The following is a 22,535-nucleotide window of genomic DNA, read 5'->3' as shown; positions in this document are numbered from 1 at the left end:
TTGTAGGTGCTTATTTCACATTTTCAATGTGACCAATGATAACAAATACCATACCGAAGCTTCATATACACTAAACAAATGACTTTCTAATTATCTCAATTAGTTTTCGCTAGTAAATATCATTTCCAACAAACGCCCTCTCAATTCCTTATCCTGATGATGCAAGATATTCATTAACTCATGAGAATTTTTCGCATTGATGAATTGATTTAACAATCTATCTTTTAATTCATATGGAAGAGAAGCTGTCTTTAGTAGTCTAAAAACTTCATCATTCAGAGATGGTATTTTATTATCTTTACATTCAAATCTAGCTGTATCATTCTTATTTGGCAATTCAATTATAGACACATTCGTTCCTTTAAAATGAATTCTATGTTTTCTATTGCTTGGAACGATACTAGAATCTCCTTGTAATGCTAACTCTAGCATTCCCATTTCCCAATCGATTGATAATCTTGTTTTATATCTTTGACCATTTTGATCTTCAATCATTTCAAAAGAATGTTGTTTGCCTGGGAATACATACCAATCTACAATTTCAGGTAAATCAACACCCATATCTATCTCGGAACCAACCAAAGGAATGATTGCACCACTTTTTGCAAACACAGGTATAGTCGAAATGTCTCTATAAACACTTAACTTCACACCACCTGTATATTTTTTCTCTGAAAAGAAGTCATACCATTCACCTTCAGGGAACCATACATCCACTTTTGCAGATTGGAATGCCAAATCCATCTTTTCTACAATGGGAGCCACCATCAGTTCTGTTCCAAAAAAGTATTGGTTTGGAACATTATAGCTCTCATCATTCTCTGGGTAGAAATAATACATTGGGCTGATTAATGGGGCACCTTCTTCATGTGTCTTTACATTCATGGTATATAGATATGGAATCATCTGATGTCTCAAACGAAGGTATTTCTTCATAATCTTAGATGTTGTTTCTGAAAAAAACCAAGGTTCTTTACTATTAAAAGGACTTCTAGAACTATGTAATCGAGTAATCGGACTAAAAACGCCAAACTGTAGCCATCTAGTTTGTAGCTCCTCGTCATAATCCCCCAGCATGTGTCCACCGATATCATGACTCCACCAACTATAACCGATGTTAGATGCTGTCGCTGTAAAATAAGGTTGAAATCTTAACGAATTCCAACTAATAATGGTATCTCCTGAAAAACCAACAGGGTATCGGTGACTACCCGGACCTGCATATCTTGATAAAATCAAGCCACCTTCTGCATTTTTACAACTATCCTGATAGTGATAATGGTTTAAAAGCCATAGTGGATCCAACATGCCTTGTGTCCCTTGTTGCCAGTCAATCCACCAAAAATCTACTCCCTGCTTTTCTAGCTCATAATGAACATATTTAAAGTAGGATTCCCTAAAAGAGGGATTAAAAAAATCAAAAATGGCAGGTTCTTCTAATTCTACATTTAACCCTAATCGTTTGGCAACTCGAGGATAAGCTTCTTCATAAGCCCGTATACCATCAGCAGGATGGACATTTAAAGAGAGTTTTAACTTTCTATCATGAAGTTGTTGCAATAACTGTTCTGGATTAGGTATTAAGTTTTTATTCCAACTATATCCTGTCCAGCCACTTCCAAAACGGGCTGGAATTTCAGTTATATGCCAATCCATATCTAACACACCGATAGATAATGGAATTTTCTCTGTTTCAAATCTATCTATTAAATCCAAGTATTCATCTGACGTATAAGGCCAATACCTACTCCACCAATTGCCTAAAGCATATCTTGGCAACAAGGGTGTTGAACCAGTCAAATGGTAAAAGTCTCTGATTGCTCCTCTATAATCATGCCCATAGGCAAAGAAATACAGGTCAATTTGATTTTCTCTCTCAATATAACCAGACTGTTCATCCCAAATAAATCCTTGAGAATCATCCAATAAGGCTATACCATTTCGGCTAATAATTCCATCTTCTAACGAAATTGCTCCATCTGCCTTATCCAAAGTCCGAGCTGTTCCTTTTAACGTTTCAATAGATTCACCAAAATACCAGCGACTACCATATACGGCAAAATTTCCTTTTAATTCTATAAATAAATTTTCGGCGTTAAATTCTCCTTTATTAAAGTGCAAATGAAAATAGTCCGTCATAATATCTAGTACGTTTGATGTCTCGATATAATCTAACGAAACTTGGCCAAAATCTCTATTATAGATAAGTTGTGTCGTTCTATCCTCAAAACTTCCAGTTTGAGAGTATTCTAACCTTACTAACTTGTCTGTTAATACAGAGATTCGATAAAACTCTCCCTTAAAAATTTTCAATTTGGTTTCCTCCTTTTAGTAAATTTCTTTACCTTATCAAACATTTTATTTGTTATCGTTACATTCATCAATCCGCAAAAAGCAAAGCCCCCAAATGTAAATACGTAAATAGCTGTTAAAACTCGTTCTGGACTACTAAAACTCATATACAGTACAGAAATATTAAATAAAACCAACATGATAGCTTGTATTGGATTTAAAAGACAAATTAATACGCTATTTACAATACTATTTTTTAGATTATCTTTAAATAGACCAATATAGGGAAAAATAACACTCATCAAAAGTATTATAACAAATAAAAAGGGCAACACTAACAATAAACTATACTCTGAAAATAAACTTGAATAGCCCCAAAGACAATAGTTCACATATAAAAGTAATTCTATTAGGAGGATAAACAACCAAATAAAAGTTGATTGTTTAAAATTTTGTCTAAAGATCCGAAAATAATGATAAGCAATATCGGTATCTTTACCTTTTAAAATACGATACCACATTGTCGTAAGAGAAGTTAATGATGCCCCAATTGTAACTATTGGAATACAACTAACAATAAATAGAGTATTTAAAATAATTAAATCTGTCAAAAAAGTTAAAATTCTAACCACTTTTCCATCTAATGAAAATAATTTTTGCATAATATATTCTCCATAAAATCAATCGTCTTAACTCTATATTTTAGAATGTCAGTTGCACAAAAATATTACCTAAATTATTTAAAAAACATTTCCAAATTTCTTTAAAAATTAGAATAAAGGAAGCGAGATAATTTGATGTTATCAGTCTCGCTTCCTGTAATTAGCTAGTCCCTTGTTTATACAACCAAGAGTTCATATAAAGTATTACTCTTTTACTTCTTTTTGGTAACGATTATATGCTTCCTGTTGAATCTTCATAAATTCGTCCAATCCCATATTCTTAAGAGTTTCTTTGTATGAGTCCCATTCTTTTTCTATGCCGCCTTCAACTACCCATTTAGATGCTTGTTGTTTGACATAAGATTCAATACTCACATAGATTGATGATAATTTGTTGAGTTCTTCTTGTGAATAAATCACATTAGGGTAAGCTGGCAACGCAAATTGTTTCAAATCTTGGTCCATCTTCAATTTCAATCCATCACCTTGTGTTTGATCGATTTCTACGCGACTATTGATATCATCGCTTACGTATTTAGGACCAAAATCTCGAAGTGAATTAATCCATGCCCATTCATCAGCTGATTTACCATCTTTAGGAGGTAACACTTTAAACTTATCACCATTCTTTTCAGTAGCTATTCCAAATGATCCATAGAAATTCTGAATACTTGCTTCATCTGTATATAATTTATCCAACCATTTCAATAATTTAGCAGGGTTTTTGCTCTTATTTGTAATCAAAATTTCATTGCGACCGTAGTTGTAATGATCTGGATCAGAAAAGACATATTGTTTTCCATCCATACCTTTTAAAGCAGGTAGAGCAATATACTCACTTGAATGTAATCCAAACGTTGCATCTGCTGTCCAACCACTAGAAACACCTACTCTAGATACTCCCTTATCCATACGTTTCGCAACACTCATAGAGGTATCTTCTGTAAAGATTTCCGGATCAATCAAACCTTTTTTATAAGCTTCATGCATTGCTGCAATCCCTTGTTTATAACTTTCCTCTGTACGAAGGTAGACTGGTTTTCCATCTTTTACAGACATTTCATATGTATTATCTGCACCTAAACGATTATTGAACGGAAGAATATATGAAAATGTTGGATCAAAGTTTCCTGCTCCGAATGGAATTTCATCAGAAGCGTCTCCATTTCCGTTCGCATCTTTATCCTTAAATTCTTGTAGTACTTTTACTAAATCATCATAAGTTTCTGGAACTTTTAATCCTAGATTATCTAGCCACTTTTTATTAATAAATAGCTGATTTGCTACAGTAGGGCGCATCGGTAATTTTTTAGGTAGGCTGTAGATATGACCATCTGGTGAAGTAATCATAGCTTTAATCTTAGGTTCTTTCTCCATAGCCTTAGTTAAATTAGGCATGTTTTCCTTGATTAAATCTTCCAATGGGATAAATAGAGATTGGTTCTGAGCAATTTCTGAATCTGTAAATGCATTTGAACCCAAAAATGCATCTGGTAAATCTCCGCTAGCAACCAAAACAGACTTCTTATCTGCCCAATCTGCGGCTACAAGTGTATCCCATTTAACATCGATACCTGCTTCCTTGGCAGAATCTGTTAGAAAACCTTTATGATAATCTTCTCCCCAGTCAGACCAACGAACAGTTGTGATTTTATAAGAATCTTCTCCAGACTTATCGTCCTTATTCGCATTATTGGAATTTGCACAGGCTGTTAAGCCAGCAAGTGTAACTGTTCCTAAGAACAAATATGTAAATGATTTATTTTTCATGATTTTCTCCTATTCTTTCAAGGCGCCAATCATTACGCCTTGATTAAAATATTTTTGAACAAAGGGATACAACAACATAATCGGAGCAGTTGAAATAACAATTGCTGCATATTTCATCATATCAGCTTTGATACGAAGATCTGATGCAACTTCTCCTGTTGCTTGCGATTGTAACATTTGATTACTAATTAGTAAACGTCGTAAAATTAATTGCAATGGTTGTAAATTTTCATTCGTTAAATAAATTAAAGCATTAAACCACGAATTCCAAATACCAACTGCAGTCCAAAGTCCAATAACTGCTATAATAGCTTTTGATAAAGGAACGACTATCTTAATAAAATAACGAATTGTACCACATCCATCAATTTGCGCAGCCTCCCACATCCCGTCTGGAATACTATTATTAAAGAAAGTTCTAGCAACAATAATATTGTATGATGAAACTGCAAAAGGGATTACCATTACCCAAAATGTATCAATCAAGCCTACATTCTTTACTGTTAAGTAGGTAGGAATCAAGCCACCTGATACAAACATAGGGATTATGTATAGAATACTCATCCACTTTCTACCAACTAATTCTTTTCTAGATAAAGCATAACCAGCTGGAATATTGACTACTAAAGCAACTAAGGTACCAACAACAGTATATAAAATGGTATTTAGATAGCTACGTAAGAATAAAGGTTGTTGAATAAGACGTAAATATCCATCTAATTTCCATTCTCTAGGAATAAACCATACCTTTCCATTTGCAACATCTGAAGGATTACTAAAAGATGCAATCACTACAAACCATAACGGATAAACAATTAACAAGATAAGGAAAATTGCTAAACCATAGGTAACTATATCAAATAATAATTCAGAGTTTGTTTTTCTTGATTTATGAAACCATTTCACCTTGAGCACTCCTTCCTTTAAAAAAGACCCGTTCTAGTATATCTTTTCGAGAACCAGTTAACAGATAACAAAATTATTAGATTGACTACGGTGTTAAATAACCCTATAGCTGTCGAATAACTATACTGAAAGTTCACCATACCAACTTTATAAACATAGGTCGAAATTATCTCACTTCCTGCTAAATTAAGAGGATTCTGTAGTAGTAACACCTTCTCAAACCCTACACTTAATAAACTACCTGCTCTTAATATTAATAAAATCATAGCAGTCGGCAAAAGTAATGGTAATTCTATATGCCGAATTTTTTGTAACCTAGAGGCACCATCCATAGTTGCAGCCTCATAATATGTAGGATCAATTGCAGAAAGCGCTGCTAGATAAATAATACTATCCCAACCAATATGTTGCCATACATCACTCCAAACATAAACACCTGCAAAATGACTAGGTTTTGATAAAAAATCTGGAATAGTGATTCCAACAGACTTAAATACATTCGCTAACAAACCACTAGTAGGAGATAAAAATAAGATAATCATCCCACACATAACCATTGTAGAGATAAAATGGGGTAAGTAGGTTGTCACTTGAAATATTTTTCTAAATTTCCCAACTCTTAACTGATTACTAATGATAGCTAGTATAATAGGTAAGGGGAATCCTACTACAATACTATAAAGTGAAATTTTTAATGTATTGAACATAGTTGTCCCGAATTGGAATGATGAGAAAAATTGAGTAAAGTACTTAAATCCTACCCACTGACTAGCAAAGATACCATTGGCTGGTGAATAGTCTTTAAATGCAATAATTAGTCCCAACATGGGAATATAGGAAAATAAAATTAATAGCAATATTGAAGGAAAAAGTAATATATATAACGGAATACTATGCTTTAATTTTATTTTATGAAGTTGAGATGCTACTTTCATGTTTTTCCTCCCATCTGATTTTCTACGATTATTTTACACCATATAGAATTCCCTTAATAGAACTTTTTGGACTAGATTTATCAATTTTTCAGTTTATCATTTCTGAGAACTATTACTTTTCCGACATCTTGATAAAACATATCTGTTTTGTTACATGATATCATATTTTCAAAGTGCTATAATTTTAAGAGGAGAATAGTATATGAAATTAAATCACGACTTATCAAAAAAACATTCCATTCATTTTTTCTTTAAACTCCTACTTGTACTACTATTGATAAATATTTTAATCAATATTGCTATGAGTAACATAACCAGAAATTTTATTAAAAACCAAAATATAGTACACCTACGTAGTTCAATTGAAATTTATGCTGATTCTGTTAATGAGAAATTGCATTCTGTAGAACGCTTTATGTACTCAACAATAACGCATAATGAATCTTTAGAGAAATTAAATCATATACAAACGTTTCTTGAGTATCAAGAAAATCTTAAAAAAGTTCAAACTAGCTTTACAGAGTTTGAATATCAAAATGAAACTCATATGACATTCTTATTAGAAACCGATAGTACTGATTATTTTATAAATGTCTCCAATCTTTATATTCCATATGAAGATTATCTACTGTTAAAATCAAATCTAAAATCATTGCGTAGTGATATAAGTGACCGTAAATGGAAAAATGTAACTACTAAAAACAGCGAATACTTAGTTAAATCTGTTCATTACGAAGGAAAAATCATTTATGCCGTCATATCTTCAGAAGATATCCTAAAACCTCTAAGAAAACTCAATATTGGAAATAATGGTAAACTTTCCCTAAAAGAGCCTAATAATATCCCCTCCGAAAACTACCTGATTCATGCACAAAATGAAAAAACACATTTACCTTTCGATATTTATGTTTTAGTCGATTATGCTGAAGCCTTTAGAAACATTACACTCTTAGAAGTATTTTTATCAGCTGTTCCTATTATTATCACCATTTTATCAATCATCATTATCCTGTATATTCGTCAGTGGATGATTAAACCTATAACAAGACTCACTGAACGACTCTCTCAACTCGGAGACTCCATCCCCCCTTCTGAATTTTTTATATCTGAAGGTATACTAGAAATTGATAAGGCAAATGATAAACTTAATAAAGTAATATTTGACATGCAAGAATTAAAAATACGAGAATACCATTCACAACTAGAACTTAAGAAGATAGAACTTAATTATCTTAAGAACCAAATTCGTCCGCATTTCTACTTAAATATGTTATCAATGATTCATAGTATGCTTCAAACAAAAAACTATAAGGAAATTGAAGAGTTAACTATCCTAACTTCAAATTATCTCCGTCATTTATTTATGGCTAATCAAGATTTTTCAGAACTCAAAGATGAAGTTCAGCATATTAAAGATTATTTAGAAATACAACGAATTCGATATGGAAATAGCATCTACTTTTCACTAAACTACAATGATGACCTACAAAATACTCTTGTCCCATCATTACTGTTACAAACATTTATTGAAAACACAATCAAACACGGTTTTTCATTTCAGGATTTATTTACAATTTTGCTATCGATAAAAAAAGTAAAAACTGAGAACTCAGATTATATTCAGATTTGTATCGAGGATAATGGTCCAGGTTTCTCTGAAGAAATTTTATCAAAACTAAATCAGAAACAGTCTCTAATAACAGAAGATGGACATCATATCGGGATAACAAACACCATCGAACGTTTAAATCTTCTCTATCCCAACGACTATACTATTACATTTGAAAATAATGAAGAAGGTGGGGCTAAAATTCTTTTACTTATTCCATACAAGATTATAGACGGAGGTTATAATGAACATTTTATTAGTTGATGACGATCGCTTTATCATTGAAGCTTTACGAGAGAAAATAAATTGGGCTAAACTACACATTGACACTGTTTATGTTGCCTATAGCCTCACTCAAGCTCAAAATATTATTAGAGAGAATCCTATTGATCTCATGATAAGCGATATAGAAATGCCTCAAGGCAGCGGCCTCGAACTCTTATCGTGGATTAGAAATGAAAAATATGATATAAAAACAATTTTTTTAACCAATTACGCCGACTTCAACTATGCTCAAAAAGCAATTGAATTACAAAGCTTCGAATACTATCTAAAACCCATTAACTTTGAAAAATTAGAATTTATTATTCAAAAAGCCATTAGTAAAATTGAGAATCATAACTTAAACGGAAAAAATGATGCACTTTTACAAATAGAAGATAACTTCTGGTATGATTACCTTAGAAAACCTCAAATTTCTCGCATTGATGAGCTAGAAAATATAGCAAGCAAACAAGATTTTATTCTTCAAAAACACCAGTATTTTTTCCTTGCAGTTTTAACAATAAATCTTAATGAAGAAGATTATTCTGCAGAAACTCCATCATGGACTTCTCAACTAAAAAGAGAACTTCAAAGAATTTCACAACCTTCTTATAAGCTGATAAGTCTATTCAAAATGGAAAGCCAGGTTGATCAATATGTTTGTCTCTTTAGAGTAGACTCATCCAAACGTAGTGACAAATTGGCATATGAGATTCATTCTCAAATTTCTAATAACTTTAGTAAATACTCAAACATTATATATAAGAGTTGCCATAAAATATCCGATATTTTATTTCATACCAAAGAACTCTACACTTATAATGAACAGTATGTTTCTTATTGGAATACTATTACATGTGTTCCACATAGTTTCCCAACTTCTTTCAAAACAGAAACTCTTTCAATTACTTTTTTAGATAGCTTAAGCGAATATGAATTAAGAGAAAAAATTGATTCACTTGCTTACAATTCTCAAATTCCTACTTTCACACTACAACAAATTTTACTAGATTGGACTCAACAAATAGGAATATATCTAGATCAAAATGGAATTTCAGCTCATAAATTATTCCAAAACAGCACTCATGATTTCCTATTCCAACGACGCTTTCATTCAATTGAATCTTTTCAGGATTACTTTGATTATTACTGGTCACATGCTAAGAAATTTGCAACAAACATTGAAAATCAAAAAAATAGTATTCAACGCATCGTCGAATACATAGATCATCACTACTATGAAGATATAAATCGTTCTATATTAGCAGATATGGTTTATCTCAGCGCAGATCATTTAGCTAGAATTTTTAAAAAAGAAACTGGAGAAACTCTTGTTAAATATATAACGGATAAACGCATTAATGCTGCTAAATCTCTCCTATCTCAAACAAATATATCGATATCACAAGTATCTTGTCAAGTAGGGTATGATAATTATTCTTACTTTACTAAAATTTTTAAACAAAGGACTGGACTTTCTCCTGGAGATTACCGTAAAACTTATCAAAACAAAATGTAAGCAATCTAAATCATTGAAATGATAAGTAAAATTCAAGGTCTGTAGTAATTTTTGACATTCTACAGTTTTTCCAAAGATAAGTTAAATGATAATTTTTTAGATTATCATCAGGACAATATCTTTCAGTCTAACATATCTCCAAAAATTTCTTTAAAATTGCTGATAAGGTAACTTCTTAAAAAGTCAGTTTGAGAAAAACATCCAGTAAATATTGCTAGGATGAAACGTATACTATCAAGCTTTTACGCCTGATAGTATGCGCTTTTTATTTGAATACTTGCTACAAAACCTCACAAGATTTACTATTATGCCATAGCAAAATGAACTGCACCCTAAAAGTTAAATAGAAAAAATCTAACTTTTAAGGTGCAGATTACATAAAATATTCTAGTACAATAGAGCATTCTTATCCAGGGTAGTCGAATGTATAAACTCATAACTTGAAAAGAATTTTTTCAAATAACTTCGTTAATTTAGTTTTGTCTCCATAAACTGTACCATCCATATATAAATGATAAATCTCATCATCATCACCAATTGATATTTCACATTCAAAACCTTTCATCAAAGCTAAAGAACGAATAACCTCCCTCTGCGTTCTACCGTTTCCTTCACGGAATGGATGAAAATAATTGAGATTATCTAAAATTTCGACCAATAAGTGAACGACTTCTTTTCTACTATTGGCATTGTCATGAAATCTATCTATCAAATTATTAAGGTAAGTAAGTGCTGTATCGAAAGACTGAATCGGCATAAAAGCATTACCACTTTTTGAAATATTGACTTTTCTAAATTCACCTGCCCAATGATACATATCTTCAAACAAAAATTGATGAATTTTCAATATATCTTCTACACTATAAACTGGGATAGGATTGATAAATAATTTCAAACTCTTACTAGCAACCATACGATATTCAAGATCGCGTGCTTTTTGCTCATCTCGTTCTTCCTGCTTATTTCTTAGAACTGAAGAATCTGGATAGGTATATAAATTATTCGGATCAATATAGTCATAAGAATCATAACATTTACGCTTCATTAAGCCATCCCCAGAGCAAGAGCTTCATCTCGTAATTTTTCAACATCACTAACCGTAGGTCGCCATCCTTCAATCATATTTGTACTTAAAGCATACCAAACACTCTTAAAAACGGAGCGGTTTTCAAAAGCTACTCCCATGATTGTCATCTTTTCTTTATCTATATCTAAGGACATATACTACCTCCTATAGTTACATTATACCATGTTTCTATGTAATTTCTTTTTCATTTTTAACTAATGTACTGTAATCATTTTAGTCATTTTAAAAACGTTTTAAAATTTTTTAGGTTAATCATAATTTTATTTTAAGCTATAAAAAACATCAGGAATAATCATCTTTAATCAACTAACTTATTTACAAATTCTCTATATTTTCTTGCCAAAATCATTAATACAATATATAAGCAAGACATAGAGCGACTATCAAGGTCTGGATTTTCGTCTATTCTACTAATTTCATAAAACAATTGATACGTTGAATTATTCTTTAGAAAATTATCGCTAAACTCCGTTACACCAATAATAGTAACTCCCTTTGCATTTAATTTATTTATAGTTGTTTGTATTCCTTTAGTATTTCCACTCAATGATGTAATTATCACTAAATCATCTTTATTCAAATTATCAGCTAGCATGGAAAAATTCGTTTCCCCTGAAACAAGATAATTTGGACGATGACTTAAGAATAATTCATTTGACAACTCTTTCGTAAAATTGTTTTGAGTGAAACCAGTGGCATACAATATTACTTGGGAAGCTTCATAAATTTTTTTTAAAATGGGCAAAAAATCTAATTCTGTAGCAAATCGAAATGTTTTCTGTATATCCATTTGTAATTGAGATAACAAGTCTATTTTATCCACTGATTTTGTTTTAGAGATTGAATCTTGAATCGAATATCTCATATCTGTAAAACCTCTAAAACCAATCTTCTTCGCTAATCTCAAAACAGTGCTTTTTGAAGTTAATAAAAGTTCTCCTACTTCTACTATCGTTTTTGATACAATTAATTCTTTATGTTGAACAATGAACTGCAACATCTCTTTTTCACTCATTGTTAAACTATCATAGTTAACTTCAACATGCTGTTCAAAATTCATTTTTTCATCCTTTTTATTTACATCATTATTTTCAAAATCGGTGTTGTTATTAAAAGTGCATATCCATTTGAAAATCCTATAAAACAATTTAATTCTATCATAAACAAACATAGAATTAAAGATAAAACATCTTCTTCATAGATTATATACATCCGAACTCATATTTGATTGAATTAGGCTTCAATAAATAAGTTAGTAGAAGAAACAAAATCAAAAAACGCACAATATCAAGTTTAAAAAAATTTGATATCATACGTTTCCTCATGAATAGATTTTATAAATTCCCTATTTCAATTGAATTTTGCTCTAGTATTTAAACTTAATAGTATTAGCTCTCACTATACTCGACAAATAGGTTCTATTCAAAGTTTTGCAAAAATCTTTATTGTTCTATTAAGAAAACTTGAGCCTCAAAAGGTTTCAATTCAAAAAATTTTGGAAGTTGTTTAAGTTCTGATTCATAATTTCCAATTAAATATTTTACTTGACTACCAATCAGATTCGATGGTACTTGTGAGGTAGTAGGTTGTTTAGAGAATGAACACACAATTAACAAAATTTGTTTATTATATTCCCGTACATAACTAAAGACATCACTATCTTCTTCGTTTATCAATTCATACTTCCCATGAATTATAATTGGGTAATCACGCCTCAAGCTGATTAATTTTTGATAATAATAAAAAACTGAGTTTGAATCTTCAAGACAGGCTTCTGCATTTATAGAAGAATTGTCTGGAGAATACTGTATCCAAGGGTTTCCACTTGAAAAACCATATCCTTCTTCTTTATTTCCATTCCATGGGAACGGTGTTCTCGCATTATCTCTAGATTTTAAATAAATTGAATTATTTATATAAGATGAAGATTCACCATTTTCCTTCATAAGTTCATAAAAATATTTAGTCTCGATATCTTTGTAATTCTCTACAGAATCAAAATGAACATTCTTCATCCCCAACTCTTCACCTTGAAAAACATACGGAGTTCCCTTCATCATATGCAATAAGGTAGCTAACATCTTTGCTGACTGTACCCTAAATTCACCATCATCACCAAATCGAGTGACAGCTCTTGGTTGATCGTGATTACTCCAGTATAGTGAATTCCACCCTTTTTCTAACTTCAATTGCCACTCTGTTAAAACTGATTTTAAATCACTTACTTTAAAGCGTATATCTGAGAACTTACCATATCTACCATAATCCAAGTGCATGTGATCAAAATGAAACACCATATTCAATTCTTCATTTTCGGGCAGAGTATACTGCAAAGCTTGATCACTGTTTGTATTTGGAGCTTCACCAACTGTCATTACATTATATCGGCTTAGAACTTCCTGATTTAGTTCATGTAAAAACTCATGAACTCGTGGGCCATTTGAAGCTCCTACATAATAAGATTTAGTGTATGGAACTCCACCCGGTGCGTCAGGATAGTCCTGCCTTTTACTTATCAATGTAATTACATCCATCCTAAAACCATCAATTCCTAAATCAAACCATTCGGTCATCATTTTTTGAATTTCTTGACGTACCGTTGGATTTTCCCAATTTAAATCTGGTTGTTCCTTGGCAAAACAATGTAAATAATATTGATTTCGTTCTGGAACATACTCCCATGCAGATCCACCAAAAGTGGAACCCCAATTATTAGGTTCGCTACCATCTGGCTTAGGATCTTTCCAAATATAGTAATCAGAATATGGATTATTTTTATTTTTTCTAGATTCAATAAACCATGAATGCTTATCACTGGTATGATTCACAACCAAGTCCAGAATAATCTTTATTTCTAATTTATGAGCTTCTGCTAATAATTCTTGAAAATCTTCCATTGTCCCATAAATTGATAGGATTCTTTCATAATCACTGATATCGTATCCATTATCCACCAATGGTGATTCATAGATAGGATTAAGCCAAATAACATCAATTCCTAACTTATGGAGATACGGTAATTTTTCTTTTATTCCATTCAGGTCTCCTACACCATCTCCATTTGAATCCTTAAAACTTTGAGGATAAATTTGATAAACAACACTATTTTTCCACCAAGCATCTGCCATCACTCATCATCCTCATCAGTCACTTGATTATATATATCATTCACAAAAAGTAATTGATTCTTTGCTTCATCAATAGACTTTCTAATTAACTCTTCAGATAAATCTTCGCTTTCAATAGATAACAAAAGCGTCATAATAATTGGTAAATTCATCCCTGTTACAAGAAACAAATTTCTTTTGCTCATATACCTAATAAAAGTTTGATTCACCGATCCACCAAGCAAATCTGTAAAAATCAGAACTTTTTCGTCAACGGGATAACTTTCTAAAAGTTTTGAAATTTCGTCTTCAATTGGCTCATTATTAATATAGGCTGCAATTACATCAATTTTTCCAATAGATGGGATTAAGTACTCTATAGTATCCTTCATCCCAGTTGCAAGATGATGATGACTTGCAATAATAACTTTTGTCATATTTTCTCCTTTTAATTAACTGATAAAATGCCAAAGTAAGACAGAATTAAAGATAGAATAATAATTCCAAAAATAATTTGAATTACGGATAACTTCTTATTCGCTAACAATTTGTAAACTAAATAAGTCATCACTGCAGGTAATAGCGCTGGCATGATTTTATCAAGAATATCGTCTTGAATTACTAGCTTAACATCTCCTGTAGTAAATACTGTCGAAATCTTCATTTTAACTACAGATGGGATTAAAGCTCCAACAACCGTTAAACCCATGATTGAAGCAGATTCAGTAAAAATATTTAATTTTTCACCTAATCCGGTTATCAACTTCAAACCAGAATCATATCCGATATCAAATAATTTAAATCGGAAAAATAGGAAGAAAACATTCAAAACTAACCAAATTATTGCACCAATTGGATTCCCTTCTAATCCCATATATGCTGCAATTGAGCCCATGATTGTTGGATATAATACCCAAATTAAGGTATCACCTACACCAGCAAGTGGTCCCATCATACCAGTTTTAAAATTTTGTACCGTATCTAAAGATTCAACACCATCTTTTTCTTCCATTGCTATACTTGCACCTAATAAGATATTAGCCATCCAAGTAGTAGTATTAAAATACTTAAAATGATTATTCAATGATGCAACATATTCATCATCATTTGGATAGATTTTTCTTAAAACTTTATTTAATCCATAAACAACTGCTGGTCCCTGTTGATTCTCATAATTAAAAGTGTTACATGCCATAAACATATATCTGAACGCGGCATTACGAATATCTTTTTTTGTTATTTTTTGTTGTACATCATTCATCAAAGTCATCTCCAAATTCTTCAGCTCCGGCAACTGTTGAAGAGACAACAGTTGATACATTTTTATTCATAGTAAAATAGTAATATGCAATGGCAAAACCAGCAAGAGAAATTCCTAAAATTGGTAAATTCAAATATGCTGCAAGGATAAAGCCAACAATAAGCATGCTTAAATATTTTTTAGTAGGCATCACCTGTAATAGAATCGCGATTCCGACAACAGGTAGGATACTACCTGCAATAGATAAACCATTAGTGAACCATTCTGGTACACTATTCAAAATTACATTTACAATTTTATCTCCAAAAATGACACAAAGAGCTGTCGGAATTGCTGTTGATAAACCAAAAATAACCGGTCCAATCCAAAAAATTCGATTCATCTTAGTAAACTTTTTCTCATTAGCTGCCTTCTGAGCTGCGTGGGTTACATATGTATTAAGTATTTTTGCTAAAACATCCAACTGAATCCCAAGCATTCCAACAGGAACTCCTACTGCTAAAGCTACAGCTTTTGCAGACTCTACATTACTTGTTGTTTTAATCGCAATAAAACCACCTACTAATGCTGCTAGTCCCCAGTTTGGTACTGATGAACCACCAATGTTTGCAACACCTAATGCCATCAATTGGAATGTTCCACCAATAATCATTGCTGTTTTCATATCTCCCATAATAATTCCAACAAATAATGAAACCATTATAGGAAACCAAGTACTTAGTACCAATCCTTGTTGATCTAGTACTACCCAAAACGACAATAAAATAATAAGTAAACCTTGAATCACTTCCATAGTATCATCTCCTATTTAATATACTTTTCTAAATTTTCCTCTGGATCAGAAGGAACAAAATGGAATGTTACCTCAACACCAAGTGTTTTTAATCTTTTCAAATCAGCAATTTCTTTTTCATTGACAGATACCATCTTCTTGACTGTTTTTTTTCCTTCACCATCAAACATTATTCCAACGTTAACTTTTGGTATCTTTACTCCACCTTCAACCAATGCCACCAATGTTTCAGGTTCTCGAACAATTAGTAAAACATTATGATTATCATACTTGCCATCTGCAAAATTTGTAATCGCAGTATCTGTATCAATAATTGACATTCCAGTTCCTGCAGGTTTACTCATCCTCATAGCAGCCTTTTGGACTTCGTCCTTACTTACTTCATTATCTACTACCATCAACCTTTTGGCATTTGTAGCCCCCGCCCATTGTGTTACCACAATACCATGAATCATGCGTTGATCAATTCTCGCTAATACTACTGACATATAGCTTCTCCTTTTTTTAGTTATGATAGAATTATAAAACACGAAAACGCTTAACACAAGATGTTATAAGCATTTCGGGAGATGTATTGAAAAGTTGGGATAAGTAGCAAATTAGTGAGAAGTTTCCCGACATAAGTAATTTATGTATCTCTTATCTTTTTCCTTCATTTGATTATTAGTATTCAAATCGAAATATTATTAAAGGGTTATCACTTTTTTAGTTTTCCGAGCTTATGTAATTGAGAAATATGAACTACTGTATCATAAAGATGATGTACAGTTTAGCAACAAATGTACAGTTTCTTCGTACCAGTTCAAATGATTTTGTTATCGTCGTTTTCTATTTGAAGATATTATTTCTAAATATTTGTAAATAATAAAATACATTCCGCTTTATTTCTAAATATTTGAAAATAATCTTCATTTGTATTATACTATCTTTGAGGTATCTTTTATGAACTATATTAAAAGACCACATTATTTAGACTTTTTAAGAAGACATTGTGACCGACAAATCATTAAGGTTGTGAATGGAGTTAGACGAGCTGGTAAATCTGTTCTCTTTCAACTCTATAAAGAGGAGTTACTAGCAACTGGGGTAGACGAGGATCAGATTATATTCATCAATTTTGAGGATCTAAGTTATTATGACCTGCGACATTTTCAAACATTATTCACTTATATAAAAGGGCAGTTAGTTGGAGAGAAAACATACTATATCTTTTTAGATGAAATTCAACATGTTGAAAAATTTGAACTGGTAGCAGATAGTCTATTCATCTTGCCAAATGTTGACCTCTATTTGACTGGATCAAATGCCTACTTTATGAGTAGCCAATTAGCTACAAACTTGACTGGTCGGTATGTTGAGATAGAGGTTCTTCCTTTGTCATTTGAAGAATATCTATCAGGTCAATCTCTCTCAGAGAATCTGAATACAACAGAAGTTTTTAACAATTATCTCTTTAGTGCTTTCCCTTACTTATTGCAAACATCATCTTACGCTGAAAAAATTGACTATCTCAGAGGAATATATAACTCCATACTGTTAAATGATATTGTCACTAGATTGGGAAATCCAAATCCTACTATTATTGAGCGCATTGTCCGAACCCTTCTCAGTAGTACAGGTAGCTTAATATCAACAAATAAGATTCGCAATACCCTGGTCAGCCAAAATGTTTCAATCTCCCATAATACTTTAGAAAATTATTTGACGACTTTGACAGACAGTTTACTTTTTTATTCCGTTCCACGTTTTGATGTAAAAGGTAGAGCATTATTGCAACGCTTAGAAAAATATTATCCCGTTGATTTAGGTTTACGACACCTCTTATTGCCAGACCCCAAAGAAGATATTGGGCATATCTTGGAAAATATTGTATATTTGGAATTAAGACGTAGATATTCACAAGTATATGTTGGTAATTTAGATAAATATGAGGTTGATTTTGTTGTTGTAACTGATCTTGGTCACTACGCTTATTATCAAGTCAGTGAAACAACACTTGCTCCAGAAACACTAGAAAGAGAACTTAGACCACTAGAAGCCATTAAAGATCAATTCCCCAAGTATCTATTAACAATGGATACGATTCAGCCAACAGCAAATTACAATGGAATTGAGAAAAAAAATATCATAGATTGGTTACTAGAAAAATAGATAAATATAAATCATACAGCTAACTAGATTTGCAACAGTCTGTTATCAATGATTCTACCCAAATCCTAACAAGATATAAAGAATTTAGAACACATTATCTAATACAGACACTTGAAGGATAAAATGGAATCTTTAACTTCTGTAAGAACTATTATTACTTAAAATGATGAATCTCCATAGAATTAATGAAACTATAAATCAAACGGAACTATAATGAAAAAGAGACCAAGCAATCAGGCTTTAAAATCCTAAAAACGCATAGTATCAGGTGTTGAAAAACTTGATATTATGCGTTTTATTATGGAAATATTTGCTTCATTTTCTCCTGAAATAGAGTTTTTGCTAGCCTATTTTCTCTATTTCTAATGACTTACTTCAGCTTCTTACCTCTTGGAAAGAGCAACAAAAATATGAACTAGCAAAATTTGGTATCATCAGTAACCCAGAACAATTTGTTTTTACATATATCGATACAAAAGGAAATATCAATAAGCCTTTACATGCTGACTATCTAAACAATAAAATGATAAGCATTAGAAAGCGACATAAAGAGCTGGCACATGCTACACCTCATAAACTGCGACATACAGGAGCGACACTTGCCAAACAAGAGGGAATGAGCTTAGAAGCTATTTCTGAAGCTTTAACACACAGTGACACAGGAACAACACAGATTTATGTAAATACCTCTAATGTAGTTCCTATGACAGTAGGTGAATTTGCTTTAAAGTCTCTAAAACAATAAGGTGAAAATAAGGTAAACTTTGAGGTGAACTTTTTCAAAAAACATAAAAAAAGCACCCCTGAGGTAAACTCTTGAGTGCTTTGAAACGTTGATATAATCGTATTGATTAACGTTTTGAGGCAACTGACCTTGTCAGGTTGCAGCCACATTTGTAAGCGACTAAAGTCGCAACAACTGTGTCAATTGCACCAATTTAGTAAAAAAGTACAAAAAAGAACACCCCGAAAGGTGCTCTTTGTAAGTACAGTAATTCTTTCGAATTAACGTTTACTAAATTGTGATGCTTTACGAGCTTTCTTAAGACCTGGTTTCTTACGTTCAACTTTACGTGAGTCACGTGTAAGAAGTCCTGCGCGTTTCAATGAATCGCGGAAGTCTGGGTCTACTTGAAGAAGGGCACGAGCGATACCGTGACGGATAGCTCCTGATTGACCAGCGTATCCACCACCTACAACGTTAACGAAAACGTCGTATGAACCTGCAGTTGAAGTAACTGCGAATGGTTGGTTGATGACAAGACGAAGGTCAGCGTGTGGGATGTACTCTTCAACATCTTTTTTGTTAACAATGATTTTACCAGTTCCTGGAACAAGGCGAACGCGTGCAACAGCGTTTTTACGACGTCCAGTACCTGCATATTGTGCTTGTGACATACTTTATTGTTCCTTTCCTTAGATAAGTCCTGAAATATCAAGAACTTCTGGTTGTTGTGCAGCGTGAGTGTGCTCAGCTCCAACAAATACTTTCAACTTCATACCTTGAGCGCGTCCAAGAGTATTGTGTGGAAGCATACCTTTAACTGATTTCTCGATCAAACGTACTGCATTTTTAGAACGAAGTTCACCTGCAGAGATTTGTTTCAATCCACCTGGGTGGTTTGAGTGAGTGTAGTAGATTTTATCAGTTGCTTTTTTACCAGTCAATTTAACCTTTTCAGCATTGATAACAATCACAAAGTCACCTGTATCAGTGTGTGGTGTAAATGTTGGTTTGTTTTTTCCGCGAAGTACGCTAGCAACTACTGCAGAAAGACGTCCAAGTGGTACATCAGTTGCGTCAACTACGTACCATTTACGTTCAACTTGGCCTGGTTTAGCCATAAATGTTGTTTTGTTCATGATTTCTCCTATATATAGTTCGATTTTTGTTTACGGTGATGGGTGTTCCTTCCCATCGAAAAGTATTTGGAAGGTTCCGGGGCCTTTCAAATGGGGTAAACAATACCGCCTACTATAATACCAAATTTCACCCCTAAAAGTCAATAGATATGAAAAATATTTTTCTAAAATTCCACTCTTTTTATCTCTAAAAAACCTCGCTTTCGCGAGGCTCTTCTATTTATAAGCTAAGGCACGTTTAAATGTTTTCCAAATCCCTAAATCATCCGTTTGAAGGACTAGGCTAGCATACATGCGTCCGATAAATCCTGTTGCCACCACTGCAAAAATCACTGTAATAGCAAGTGAAATCCACGCTTCTGCTCCCCCTGCATAGCCATTAATGGTTCTAAATGGCATGAAGAAGGTCGAAATAAAGGGAATATAAGAACCAATTTTCAAGATGAGATTGTCACCAGCTGCACCTAAAGCTGTCACTCCAAAAAAACCACCCATAATCAAAATCATCAAAGGCGACAAGGCTTTTCCTGAATCCTCAGGACGAGAAACCATAGAACCTAGAAAGGCTGCCAAGACGACATACATAAAGAGACTGACCAAAATAAAGAGCAATGTATTCAATGAGAATGCATCTCCCAAGTGATTCAAAATACCAGACTGTGCCAAGATTGGTAGGTCTTTAAAGAGAAGAATGGCAGCAAGTCCACCTACAACATAAATCCCAATATGCGTTAAAATTACCAGAAACAGAGCCATCATCCGCGCATAGAAATAGTGACTAGCCCTTATGCTAGAAAAGACGACTTCCATAATTTTGGTGCCTTTTTCACTGGCAACTTCCTGAGCCGTTACACCCGCATAGGTAATCAGAATCATATAAAGAAAGAATCCTAAGGCTCCTGCTGCCATTGTTTGAATAAACTTTTTATTTTCCTTGGCTTCATCAATCTTTTCTGTGAATTGAATTGTCTGCGCTAAGCGTTTTTCCTGCTCTTGAGACAAGGAGGCCGTTGAACGATTAAGCTGATTTTGCAGTTCATTGAGTGTACCTGTAACTGCAAATTTAATTCCATTTTCAAGCGATGTCTCGCCATGATAAACTGCCTTCAAGACACTATCTTCTTGATCAATAGTCAGATAGCCTTTTAATTTTTCATCTTTAATCGCTTCTTTGGCACTTGCTTCGTCTTTATAGTCAAAGTTAACACCATTTACATTCTTCAGTCCTTCTGCTACAGACGGCACTGTTGTCACTACTGCCACTTTATCATTTTTAGCCATTGAAGAGCCTTGGAGATAGCCAATTCCTCCAGAGAGACCGATAAACAAGAATGGTGAAATCACCATAAAGAAGAAACTCCACGATTTGACATGTCGAAGATAGGTTTCCTTCATTACAACCCACATATTTCTCATACTTCCACCCCTGATTCTAGTTTAAAGATTTCATCGATTGTTGGCGCTTGCTGGTCAAAGGTTGCGATATATTGCCCCTGAGTCAAGATTGGGAAGAGTTCCCTTCCAGCGCTCTCATCCTCCAAAATCAATTTCCAACTGCCTTGTTTGGTCAAGCTCACCTGTTTAACATGAGGAAGGTTTTCCAATTCTTCCTTGCTTCGTTCACTTGAAACAAAGAGACGTGTTTTCCCGTATTGATTGCGGACATCCTGAACTGGTCCATGCAAGACCACACGGCCATCTCGAATCATGAGAATATCGTCACAAAGCTCCTCGACGTTGGTCATGACATGGTCAGAAAAGATAATGGTTGCCCCACGTTCTTTTTCTTGAAAAATGACTTGTTTGAGCAATTCTGTATTGACTGGGTCCAATCCACTGAAAGGCTCATCCAAGATAATCAAGTCTGGTTCATGAATCAGAGTAATGATGAGCTGAATCTTCTGCTGATTTCCTTTTGACAGACTCTTGATTTTATCTGTCAGCTTCCCTTTCACTTCCAACCTCTTCATCCATTGAGGAAGTTTTTCCTTAACTTCCTTGGCATCCATGCCCTTTAGAGTCGCCAAGTAACGAACTTGTTCAAGGACTGTCAATTTAGGCATGAGACTGCGTTCTTCAGGCAGATAGCCAATCCGAGCGTAGGTCTCCTGACGGATATCCTGACCATCCAGACTGATTTCTCCTTGATATTCTAAAAACTTCAAAATACTGTGGAAAATCGTTGTTTTCCCAGCACCATTTTTTCCGACTAATCCCAAAATACGACCTGGTCGCGCTTGAAAGTCAATACCAAACAAAACTTGCTTGGATCCAAAACTTTTCTCTAGACTTCTTACTTCGAGCATCTTTAACCTC

Annotated in this window: 21 protein-coding genes; 4 read left to right on the top strand and 17 right to left on the bottom strand. The window is 33.1% G+C overall.

The annotated features are described in order from the left end of the window. Positions 1-99 precede the first annotated feature (99 nt). From HT685_RS02730 to HT685_RS02710, 5 genes are all read right to left on the bottom strand, one after another. Complete coding sequence (locus HT685_RS02730) at positions 100-2,313, bottom strand: TIM-barrel domain-containing protein (protein ID WP_173251336.1); 2,214 nt, start codon at positions 2,311-2,313, stop codon at positions 100-102. After that, a complete protein-coding gene (locus tag HT685_RS02725) occupies positions 2,310-2,954 on the bottom strand; it encodes a YesL family protein (RefSeq protein ID WP_173251338.1) in 645 nt (214 codons plus the stop codon). Before HT685_RS02725 ends, HT685_RS02730 begins: the two co-directional genes overlap by 4 nt. A 204-nt stretch (positions 2,955-3,158) precedes the next feature. Continuing rightward, positions 3,159-4,724: an extracellular solute-binding protein gene (locus HT685_RS02720; RefSeq protein ID WP_173251340.1), complete on the bottom strand. Its 1,566-nt coding sequence runs from the start codon at positions 4,722-4,724 to the stop codon at positions 3,159-3,161. Positions 4,725-4,733: 9 nt separating this feature from the next. Next, positions 4,734-5,630 carry a carbohydrate ABC transporter permease gene (locus HT685_RS02715; RefSeq protein WP_000870790.1) on the bottom strand — a complete coding sequence of 299 codons (897 nt, stop codon included), beginning with the start codon at positions 5,628-5,630 and terminating at the stop codon, positions 4,734-4,736. Positions 5,631-5,647: 17 nt separating this feature from the next. Next, positions 5,648-6,565, bottom strand: a complete 918-nt coding sequence (locus tag HT685_RS02710) for an ABC transporter permease subunit (RefSeq protein WP_000861540.1) — start codon at positions 6,563-6,565, stop codon at positions 5,648-5,650. Between the two features lie 202 nt (positions 6,566-6,767). On the opposite strand from HT685_RS02710, the gene HT685_RS02705 reads away from it, so the two are divergent. Together HT685_RS02705 and HT685_RS02700 are read left to right on the top strand one after the other, a co-directional pair. Then, on the top strand, positions 6,768-8,438 hold the full coding sequence (locus tag HT685_RS02705) for a histidine kinase (RefSeq protein WP_173251342.1): 1,671 nt from the start codon (positions 6,768-6,770) through the stop codon (positions 8,436-8,438). Next, positions 8,419-9,957, top strand: coding sequence for a helix-turn-helix domain-containing protein (locus HT685_RS02700; protein ID WP_173226233.1), 1,539 nt, complete (start codon positions 8,419-8,421; stop codon positions 9,955-9,957). The genes HT685_RS02705 and HT685_RS02700 overlap by 20 nt, the downstream gene beginning before the upstream one ends. A gap of 433 nt (positions 9,958-10,390) precedes the next feature. On the opposite strand, the gene HT685_RS02695 is transcribed toward HT685_RS02700, so the two are convergent. The 8 genes from HT685_RS02695 to HT685_RS02660 form a co-directional block, all read right to left on the bottom strand. Then, the gene (locus tag HT685_RS02695; RefSeq protein WP_173226231.1) at positions 10,391-11,002 is read right to left on the bottom strand and encodes a Fic family protein; all 612 of its coding nucleotides are present in this window, start codon (positions 11,000-11,002) and stop codon (positions 10,391-10,393) included. Next, positions 11,002-11,178 (bottom strand): hypothetical protein, encoded by a 177-nt coding sequence (locus tag HT685_RS02690; protein WP_000050754.1) that lies wholly within the window; start codon positions 11,176-11,178, stop codon positions 11,002-11,004. Before HT685_RS02690 ends, HT685_RS02695 begins: the two co-directional genes overlap by 1 nt. A gap of 164 nt (positions 11,179-11,342) precedes the next feature. Continuing rightward, entirely contained in the window at positions 11,343-12,104 is a 762-nt protein-coding gene (locus HT685_RS02685) for a MurR/RpiR family transcriptional regulator (RefSeq protein ID WP_173226229.1), read from the bottom strand. 382 nt (positions 12,105-12,486) lie between these two features. Beyond that, a complete protein-coding gene (locus HT685_RS02680) occupies positions 12,487-14,172 on the bottom strand; it encodes an alpha-glucosidase (protein WP_173226227.1) in 1,686 nt (561 codons plus the stop codon). Further along, positions 14,172-14,588 (bottom strand): PTS N-acetylglucosamine transporter subunit IIBC, encoded by a 417-nt coding sequence (locus tag HT685_RS02675; RefSeq protein ID WP_112444306.1) that lies wholly within the window; start codon positions 14,586-14,588, stop codon positions 14,172-14,174. The genes HT685_RS02680 and HT685_RS02675 overlap by 1 nt, the downstream gene beginning before the upstream one ends. 11 nt (positions 14,589-14,599) lie before the next feature. Continuing rightward, positions 14,600-15,412, bottom strand: coding sequence for a PTS system mannose/fructose/sorbose family transporter subunit IID (locus HT685_RS02670; RefSeq protein ID WP_001000716.1), 813 nt, complete (start codon positions 15,410-15,412; stop codon positions 14,600-14,602). Further along, complete coding sequence (locus HT685_RS02665) at positions 15,405-16,205, bottom strand: PTS sugar transporter subunit IIC (RefSeq protein WP_112444304.1); 801 nt, start codon at positions 16,203-16,205, stop codon at positions 15,405-15,407. The genes HT685_RS02670 and HT685_RS02665 overlap by 8 nt, the downstream gene beginning before the upstream one ends. Positions 16,206-16,216: 11 nt before the next feature. Beyond that, positions 16,217-16,693: a PTS sugar transporter subunit IIB gene (locus tag HT685_RS02660; protein ID WP_172931947.1), complete on the bottom strand. Its 477-nt coding sequence runs from the start codon at positions 16,691-16,693 to the stop codon at positions 16,217-16,219. Positions 16,694-17,147: 454 nt separating this feature from the next. Between HT685_RS02660 and HT685_RS02655 the strand changes: the two genes are divergently transcribed. Together HT685_RS02655 and HT685_RS02650 are read left to right on the top strand one after the other, a co-directional pair. Further along, positions 17,148-18,356: an ATP-binding protein gene (locus HT685_RS02655; protein ID WP_173226225.1), complete on the top strand. Its 1,209-nt coding sequence runs from the start codon at positions 17,148-17,150 to the stop codon at positions 18,354-18,356. A gap of 349 nt (positions 18,357-18,705) precedes the next feature. Further along, on the top strand, positions 18,706-19,101 hold the full coding sequence (locus HT685_RS02650; protein WP_173226359.1) for a tyrosine-type recombinase/integrase: 396 nt from the start codon (positions 18,706-18,708) through the stop codon (positions 19,099-19,101). 260 nt (positions 19,102-19,361) lie between these two features. On the opposite strand, the gene rpsI is transcribed toward HT685_RS02650, so the two are convergent. The 4 genes from rpsI to HT685_RS02630 all read right to left on the bottom strand — a co-directional run bounded on the left by rpsI (position 19,362) and on the right by HT685_RS02630 (position 22,525). Beyond that, complete coding sequence (rpsI, locus tag HT685_RS02645) at positions 19,362-19,754, bottom strand: 30S ribosomal protein S9 (protein ID WP_173226223.1); 393 nt, start codon at positions 19,752-19,754, stop codon at positions 19,362-19,364. 18 nt (positions 19,755-19,772) lie between these two features. Beyond that, a complete protein-coding gene (rplM, locus tag HT685_RS02640) occupies positions 19,773-20,219 on the bottom strand; it encodes a 50S ribosomal protein L13 (RefSeq protein WP_001044624.1) in 447 nt (148 codons plus the stop codon). Between the two features lie 216 nt (positions 20,220-20,435). Continuing rightward, positions 20,436-21,635 (bottom strand): ABC transporter permease, encoded by a 1,200-nt coding sequence (locus HT685_RS02635; RefSeq protein ID WP_173226221.1) that lies wholly within the window; start codon positions 21,633-21,635, stop codon positions 20,436-20,438. Beyond that, entirely contained in the window at positions 21,632-22,525 is an 894-nt protein-coding gene (locus HT685_RS02630) for an ABC transporter ATP-binding protein (RefSeq protein WP_000895303.1), read from the bottom strand. The genes HT685_RS02635 and HT685_RS02630 overlap by 4 nt, the downstream gene beginning before the upstream one ends. Positions 22,526-22,535: the final 10 nt, after the last annotated feature.

Source organism: Streptococcus sp. 5004 (assembly GCF_013276755.1).
Taxonomy (GTDB): Bacteria; Bacillota; Bacilli; order Lactobacillales; family Streptococcaceae; genus Streptococcus.
This window is presented reverse-complemented; position numbering and strand designations above follow the sequence as displayed.